The sequence below is a fragment of the Mesorhizobium sp. M7A.F.Ca.US.002.01.1.1 genome (assembly GCF_004022955.1).
Classification (GTDB): domain Bacteria; phylum Pseudomonadota; class Alphaproteobacteria; order Rhizobiales; family Rhizobiaceae; genus Mesorhizobium; species Mesorhizobium ciceri.
Window position 1 is genome coordinate 1 of sequence record NZ_RZQE01000334.1, and the last position, 6,608, is coordinate 6,608.

General features: G+C 63.6%; 7 protein-coding genes. 3 read left to right on the top strand and 4 right to left on the bottom strand.

Annotation, left to right across the window (positions count from 1 at the left end):
- Positions 1-11 precede the first annotated feature (11 nt).
- On the top strand, positions 12-920 hold the full coding sequence (locus tag EN932_RS25510; protein WP_128369151.1) for a LysR family transcriptional regulator: 909 nt from the start codon (positions 12-14) through the stop codon (positions 918-920).
- On the opposite strand, the gene EN932_RS25515 is transcribed toward EN932_RS25510, so the two are convergent.
- The 3 genes from EN932_RS25515 to EN932_RS25525 all read right to left on the bottom strand — a co-directional run bounded on the left by EN932_RS25515 (position 884) and on the right by EN932_RS25525 (position 3,294).
- Entirely contained in the window at positions 884-2,059 is a 1,176-nt protein-coding gene (locus tag EN932_RS25515; protein WP_064993272.1) for an MFS transporter, read from the bottom strand. The genes EN932_RS25510 and EN932_RS25515 overlap by 37 nt on opposite strands.
- 117 nt (positions 2,060-2,176) lie before the next feature.
- Positions 2,177-2,485: a DUF1244 domain-containing protein gene (locus tag EN932_RS25520; RefSeq protein ID WP_013529201.1), complete on the bottom strand. Its 309-nt coding sequence runs from the start codon at positions 2,483-2,485 to the stop codon at positions 2,177-2,179.
- Between the two features lie 11 nt (positions 2,486-2,496).
- A complete protein-coding gene (locus EN932_RS25525; RefSeq protein ID WP_127384596.1) occupies positions 2,497-3,294 on the bottom strand; it encodes an N-formylglutamate amidohydrolase in 798 nt (265 codons plus the stop codon).
- A 245-nt stretch (positions 3,295-3,539) separates the two neighbouring features.
- On the opposite strand from EN932_RS25525, the gene EN932_RS25530 reads away from it, so the two are divergent.
- Positions 3,540-4,028 (top strand): DUF1036 domain-containing protein, encoded by a 489-nt coding sequence (locus EN932_RS25530; protein ID WP_013529203.1) that lies wholly within the window; start codon positions 3,540-3,542, stop codon positions 4,026-4,028.
- A complete protein-coding gene (gene pyk / locus EN932_RS25535) occupies positions 4,025-5,461 on the top strand; it encodes a pyruvate kinase (RefSeq protein ID WP_013529204.1) in 1,437 nt (478 codons plus the stop codon). Before EN932_RS25530 ends, pyk begins: the two co-directional genes overlap by 4 nt.
- Positions 5,462-5,504: 43 nt before the next feature.
- Here the strand turns inward: pyk and EN932_RS25540 are convergent, their stop codons facing one another.
- Positions 5,505-6,569, bottom strand: a complete 1,065-nt coding sequence (locus EN932_RS25540; protein WP_127370007.1) for an alpha/beta hydrolase — start codon at positions 6,567-6,569, stop codon at positions 5,505-5,507.
- Between the last annotated feature and the right edge of the window lie 39 nt (positions 6,570-6,608).

A 6,608-nucleotide genomic window follows, 5' to 3' on the forward strand; every position in this document is an offset into this window, starting at 1 on the left:
TTCATAAATGAATGACAGAAATCGACTGGAACCTGATCAAGAGCTTTGTCTCCGTGGCGGAATCCGGCAGCCTGTCGGCTGCCGCGCGGAAGCTTTCGGCCAGCCAGCCGACGCTTGGCCGTCACATCGGCGAGTTGGAACAGGCGCTGGGCGTCACGCTGTTCCGTCGAGGACGGCACGGCTACGAACTGACGGAGGCCGGCAGCACGCTGTTGGAACGCGGCAAGGCGGTCAGCGAGCAGGCAAGCGCCTTCTCACTCCTGGCACTGGGTTCGGTTGAGGCTATCGAAGGCACGGTGCGTATCGCCGCCAGCGAGGTCGTGGCGGCCTATGTCCTGCCTGAGATGACGATGCGGCTGGGGATCGAGGAGCCCGGCATCGAGGTCGAGATCGTCGCCTCCAATCAGGTCGAGAACCTGCTGCGTCGAGATGCCGACATCGCCATCCGCATGGTCAAGCCGGCGCAGAACGAGCTGATGGCACGCAAGGTCTGCGACATCGAGCTCTGCGCCTGCGCGGCTAAATCCTATCTCGACAGGCGCGGCCGTCCGCTGAAGCCTGCCGATCTTGTCGACCACGATCTGGTCGGCTTCGACCGCGGCGACGAGATCATCAGGGGTTTTACCCGGCACGGCATCCCCGTCACCCGGAGCAGCTTCCGCTTCAGGGCCGACAACCAGATGGTTTTGTGGGAAGCGGTGCGGGCGGGAAACGGCATTGGTCTTGGCCAGGAGCCGCTGGCCGACAGGGATCCTTTGATTGAGAAGGTGCTGCCTGACCTGCCGCTGCCAGTTCTGCCGGTGTGGCTGGCGATGCATCGCGACGTGCGTACCAGCGTGCGCATCCGCCGTGTGGTGGATTTCCTTCACGAGGAGCTGAAACGCTATTCGGCGGGTGCTGGCGCGAATTCGGCGCGGTGAGCGAGCCCGGCCATCAGCAACACGATGATCAGCAGTCCCGACATGGTGATGAAGATCGGGCCGAAGCTGGAATGCTCGGCAACGAAGCCGATCGCCGACGGCGCCACCAGTATGCCGCAGTATCCGATCGTCGTGACCACGCTCATGCCGGTGCCGGAAGACATGCCTTCCTGGTTGCCGCCGGCCGAAAAGATGATCGGCACCATATTGGCGATGCCGAAGCCGCAAAAGGCAAAGGCTGCAATGGCGAGCCAGGGCGAGGGCGCCAGGCCAGCCACCAGCATGCCGACCGCGGCTACGAGGGCCGACGCGCGTAGCGTCGTCACCGCGCCGAAGCGATTGCGTATGCCGTCGCCGAAGAACCGCGTAACCGCCATGACGCCTGAAAATCCGGCGTAGGCGAGGCCGGCGACGGCGAGATCGGCGCCGAGCTCCTGGCGCAGATACAGGGCTGCCCAGTCGAGCACGGCGCCTTCCGAGATCATCGCCAGCAACGCCATCAGCCCGATCAGATAAACCAGCGGGTTTGCCGGCAGTGCGAATTTGTGGTGCTCGGCCGCCTGCGGTCTGTCTTCGGCGAGGAGATGGCGAACGGCCACCGCGATCACCGCGAAGGCAAACGCCGTTACCGCCGCCGCGTGGACGAGGTGGCCGTAATGCTGGATGGCAAAGCCGCCGAGGCCGCCACCGGCAAAACCACCGAGACTCCAGAAGCCGTGCGAAGACGACATGACGGCGCGGGAGAGCCGCCGTTCGACCACCACGGCGTTGGCATTCATGGCAACGTCCATGCCACCGATCGAGCCGCCGAAGATGATCATGGCAACGGCCGCCAAGGGTACGTCGGGCGCCAGCGCCACGACCATGAGACCGAGGCTGCCGCACAGCGCGAACCAACGCAGTACGGTGCGCGAACCATGTCTGGAGATCAAATGGCCACACCAGGTCATCGCGACGACGGCGCCGACCCCAAACAAGAGAATCAGCAGACCGAGCGTGAACTTCGAAATCTCCAGCCGGGTCAGGAACACCGGAATCTGCGGCGCCCAGCTGCCCGTCAGGAAGCCGTTGGCGAGGAAAATGGCCGCGAGCGCCCATCGTCCGCGAATGGCAGTCAGCTTGGCAGTTGACGCGTTCATGAGGCGAATCCCGCAAGAAATGGCTTCGCGCGGCAAATTAGATCGATTCAATTTTCAGTCAAGGCTCTTTCGGGAAGCATTTTTTGAGCCAAACACAGCCTTGAGTGATCGCTGGCCTTAATGGTCCTTGGGGCGCCTTGCCTCGAATTCGGCCTTCTTGGCGTCGGAGGCCTCGGTCTGGTTGAGCGCCTGCCATTGCGCATAGGGCATGCCGTAGACGATCTCGCGCGACTGATCCTTGGTGAGATCGACGCCCTCGGCATTGGCCGCCTCGCGATACCAGTTCGACAGGCAGTTGCGGCAGAAGCCGGCGAGGTTCATCAGGTCGATGTTCTGCACGTCGTTGCGTTCGCGCAGATGCTCGACCAGCCGGCGGAAGGCGGCCGCCTCGAAATCGCGTTGCTGCTCGTCGCTGAGTTCGGTCATCGAAACCTCCGTCATAGCGGCCCGGTACGCGAGCCGAACATCTTCACCACATGTATATCGGGACGGCGGTCGATGGCGTCAACGATCGGCGCCAGCCGTTCGGCCCAGGCGAGCGCGCCCTTCTGGTCCGATATCAAATCCTGTCGGATCTCGATCAGCGCATGGGCGAAGCCGTTGACGATGGCGTGCTTGTACATGGTGTCGCCGCGCAGCGCGCCGTCATAGGGTTCGTTGTCGCCGACGACGAGGTTCCTGTCCTGCGCCAGCATGTCTATCAACGGCCGCGCCACGCGGTCGTCGAGGTCCCACAGGATGCCGACGTGCCAAGGACGCTGGATTCCTTGCATGGCCGGGGTGAAGGAATGCACCGAGAAGATGAAGGGCGCCTGGGCGGAAGCCTGTGCGACCGAGGCGATCATGGCGCTGACGGCGTCGTGATAGGGCCGGTAGAACCCGTCGAGCCGCCTCTCGCGCTCCTCGGCAGCGATGGGGTAATTCCCAGGTACGACAGTGCCGTCATAAAGCTGGCGAATGAGCGTCGGGTCGTCTTCGCCGCGATTGGGATCGATCAGCAGCCGCGAAAAATTGGCGAGCACCGCTGGCACGCCGAGCAGGGCAGCCAGTTCGCGCGTCACGCCCTCGACGCCGATGTCATAGGCGATGTGGCGGTCGAACTCCGCTGAGGGCAGGCCGAGGCTGCCATAGTCGTCGGGCAGGTCGCGACGGGCATGATCGCCCAACAGCACGATGCCTCGCTTGCGGTCGCCCTCGATGATCTCGAAAGGCGCGAAAACTGTGGATCGGGTCATTGGCGGGAAATGGTCTGTTCGCTGGCTTCCGGGGAGGATGCTATCGTCATTCCACGAAGACGACGCTTGCGCAATGCCGTTGTTTGGCCAAGGTTTCCCGGGAAATCTGGCACAAGTCGGCGAATTGTGCGCCGGAGCCTTTCTAAATCGATTGGAATTGGACAAAACGGTGCGTTGACATGCGCCCGGACTTTTCCGAAAAGGGGCGCAGAGAGATGCTGATGTGGTTTTTGAGGGGTTTTCGGATGAGTTCCGCCGGCGGGCAGCGCATGCGCTCTGCCTTTGCCATGCCGCTCCTCACTCTTGCCATCGGCCTGTCGGCCATGGTCGTGGCTTCGCCGGCGCGTGCCGATTTCCGCGTCTGCAACGCCACGCAGAACCTGGTCGGTGTCGGCATCGGCTATCGCGCCAAGGCCGGCTGGATCACCGAAGGCTGGTGGCACATCGAGGGATCGAGCTGCAAGACGCTGATCGAAGGGCCGCTGTCATCAAGGTTTTACTATCTTTATGCAGAAGACGCCGAACGCGGTGGACGCTGGGACGGCCCGATCAACATGTGCGTGGCTGAAAAAGAGTTCAAGATCGCAGGCGTAACCGACTGCGTCGCCCGGGGCTTTCAGCGCGCCGGATTCCAGGAATATGACACGGGCGAACAGGCAAGCTGGATGGTCCAGCTGACCGATGAGTCCACAACGGGAGGCGCTCCAGCCACCCCGGGAACAAACAGTCAATGAGACGTAGCCGCAAGGTCAAGATCCTAGCCACCATCGGTCCTGCCTCCTCCTCGGAGGAGATGCTGAAGAAACTATTCGAAGCGGGCGCCGATGTGTTCCGCATCAATATGAGCCATACCGACCATGAACTGATGCGCACGCTGGTCGGACGCATCCGCGCTGTCGAGGAAGCCGTTGGCAGGCCGATCGGCATCCTCGCCGATCTGCAAGGGCCAAAGCTGCGCGTCGGCAAGTTCGCCAACGGCAAGGAAGTGCTGACGCAAGGCCAGACCTTCACGCTCGACGACAATCCCGAGCCCGGCACTTCGACCAGGGTCTATCTGCCGCATCCGGAAATCCTGAGCTCGGTCGAAGCCGGCCATCGCCTGCTGATCGACGATGGCAAGCTCGAGCTGAAGGCGGTGAAGAGCGACGGCAAATCGATCGTCTGCACCGTCGTCGCCGGCACCACGATTTCCGACAAGAAAGGCGTCAGCCTGCCTGACACCGACCTGCCGGTCGGCGCGTTGACCGAGAAGGACCGCAAGGACCTCGATGCCGTGCTGGCCACAGGCGTAGACTGGGTGGCGCTTTCCTTCGTGCAGCGGCCGGAGGATCTGGCCGAAGCGCGCAAGATCGCACGCGGCCGGGCGCTGATCATGGCCAAGATCGAGAAGCCGCAGGCTGTCGCCCGGCTGGCCGAGATCATCGAATTGTCCGACGCGCTGATGGTCGCCCGCGGCGATCTCGGCGTCGAGATGCCGCTCGAGGCGGTGCCCGGTATCCAGAAGCAGATCACGCGCGCCGCACGCCGCGCCGGCAAGCCGGTGGTGGTTGCAACGCAGATGCTGGAATCGATGATCACGGCACCGGTGCCGACCCGCGCCGAGGTGTCCGATGTTTCGATCGCCGTCTTCGAAGGCGCCGATGCCATCATGCTGTCGGCGGAATCGGCGGCGGGTGCCTATCCCGTCGAGGCCGTGGCAATGATGAACCGTATCGCCACCAAGGTCGAGACCGATCCGACCTATGCCGGCATCATCAACGCCCAGCGCTCCGAGCCGGAAGCGACCGGCGCCGACGCCATTTCGCTGGCCGCGCGCGAGATCGCCGAAACGCTGAAGCTGTCGGCGATCATCACCTACACTGCATCCGGCACCACAGGCCTGCGCGCCGCCCGCGAGCGGCCGCAAGTGCCTGTTATCGCGCTGTCGCCGATCCTCAACACGGCGCGGCGGCTGTCGCTTTTGTGGGGCACGCATTGCGTTGTCTCGCCCGACGCCGTCGACCTCGACGACATGGTCAACCGCGCCTGCCGCATCGCCTTCGACGAAGGCTTCGGCAAGCCAGGCGACCGCGTCATCATCACCGCGGGCGTACCGCTGCGGACACCGGGTTCGACCAACATGCTGCGCATCGCCTATATCGGGTCGGACACACAAGTCAGCCGCTAGATTCCTAAAGCGTGTCGGCTCTGAACGGTTCGGGCGACCGGCTTCAGGTCGGCGCGAGTTCGGCCTGCGGTACCTTGATATCGGCGCATCTGCCGGCGCCGTAGGCGTCGCCGGCGATGCGCGCCTCCACGGTCCTGGCCATCGCCTGCAGGTCGATACTCTTGCCGGCGACCTTCTCGATGGCGCCGACGGTCAGGTCGGGCGCGATCCAGTCTGGCTTGTGACCGAGATTGTGCACCCAGACGAGTTCGGCACCGGCAATGTCGCGCGCCAGACCGACCGAATGGATATGTGCATAGACCACCTTGTCGCGATCGCCTGAAATGACCACGGTTGGCGCCTTGATCTCGTTGTAGCGCGGTGCGGCGTCGAGGGCATAGCGATAGAGCCCGGCGACATCGGTGGCGTTGGCGCGAAAGGCTTTTGGTCGCAGCACCAGCGGGATAGAGGCCATTCCGAGATAATTGTCCGGCACCTTGTTGGGCGAGAAAACGCAGGTGGTGGCGTCGGCCATCTGCAGTGTACCGGCCGGATAGGTCAGCGTTTCGGAAAACAGCCAGCCGAGCACGGGAATGGTGGTCAGATCGTAGTACCAGGCGGTTGCGCCGCCCGGCCATGGATGGGTCGCCGGTGCGAGGAAGACCAGTCCAAGTGTCTTGTCTGGATGCTCGCGGCCAAAGGCCGATGTCACCACGCCGCCGAAGGAATGGCCGACGATGACAGCCTTCCTGATGCCGAGATGGTCCATCAGTGCGGCAATGGTGTTGGCCTGCGCCGACGGGTTCTCGTTGTTGGTGCCGCGACCCGACCAGCCGTGGCCTGGCCGGTCGAAGAACAGCATTTCGGCGCGGCCTTCGAGCAAGGGACGCAGCGGCAGCATCTGGTCCCTGAGATTGGCGCTGGCGCCGTGGATGAAGACGATCGGCGGCAGCTCGGCGTTGGCGGGTGCCGGAACATGGACATAGTGGATGCGGGCGCCGTCGATGTCGGCGAACTCGCCGAACGGCGGATCGCGGTGCTCGATCAACCATGAGCCGACGCGGGTGATGCCGACAAAGCCGAAGACAAGCGCCATCAGGAAGGCAAGGGCGGCGTAGATCAGGTTCATGGGGAAGATACGGAAGTGGAGGGGGGTAGGTTGTAGGGG

Excerpts from the sequence above, each read along its gene's own strand:
- pyk (WP_013529204.1), top strand. The coding sequence starts at position 4,025 with ATGAGACGTAGCCGCAAGGTCAAGATCCTAGCCACCATCGGTCCTGCC.
- EN932_RS25520 (WP_013529201.1), bottom strand. The coding sequence starts at position 2,485 with ATGACCGAACTCAGCGACGAGCAGCAACGCGATTTCGAGGCGGCCGCC.
- EN932_RS25510 (WP_128369151.1), top strand. The coding sequence starts at position 12 with ATGACAGAAATCGACTGGAACCTGATCAAGAGCTTTGTCTCCGTGGCG.
- EN932_RS25530 (WP_013529203.1), top strand. The coding sequence starts at position 3,540 with ATGAGTTCCGCCGGCGGGCAGCGCATGCGCTCTGCCTTTGCCATGCCG.
- EN932_RS25525 (WP_127384596.1), bottom strand. The coding sequence starts at position 3,294 with ATGACCCGATCCACAGTTTTCGCGCCTTTCGAGATCATCGAGGGCGAC.
- EN932_RS25515 (WP_064993272.1), bottom strand. The coding sequence starts at position 2,059 with ATGAACGCGTCAACTGCCAAGCTGACTGCCATTCGCGGACGATGGGCG.
- EN932_RS25540 (WP_127370007.1), bottom strand. The coding sequence starts at position 6,569 with ATGAACCTGATCTACGCCGCCCTTGCCTTCCTGATGGCGCTTGTCTTC.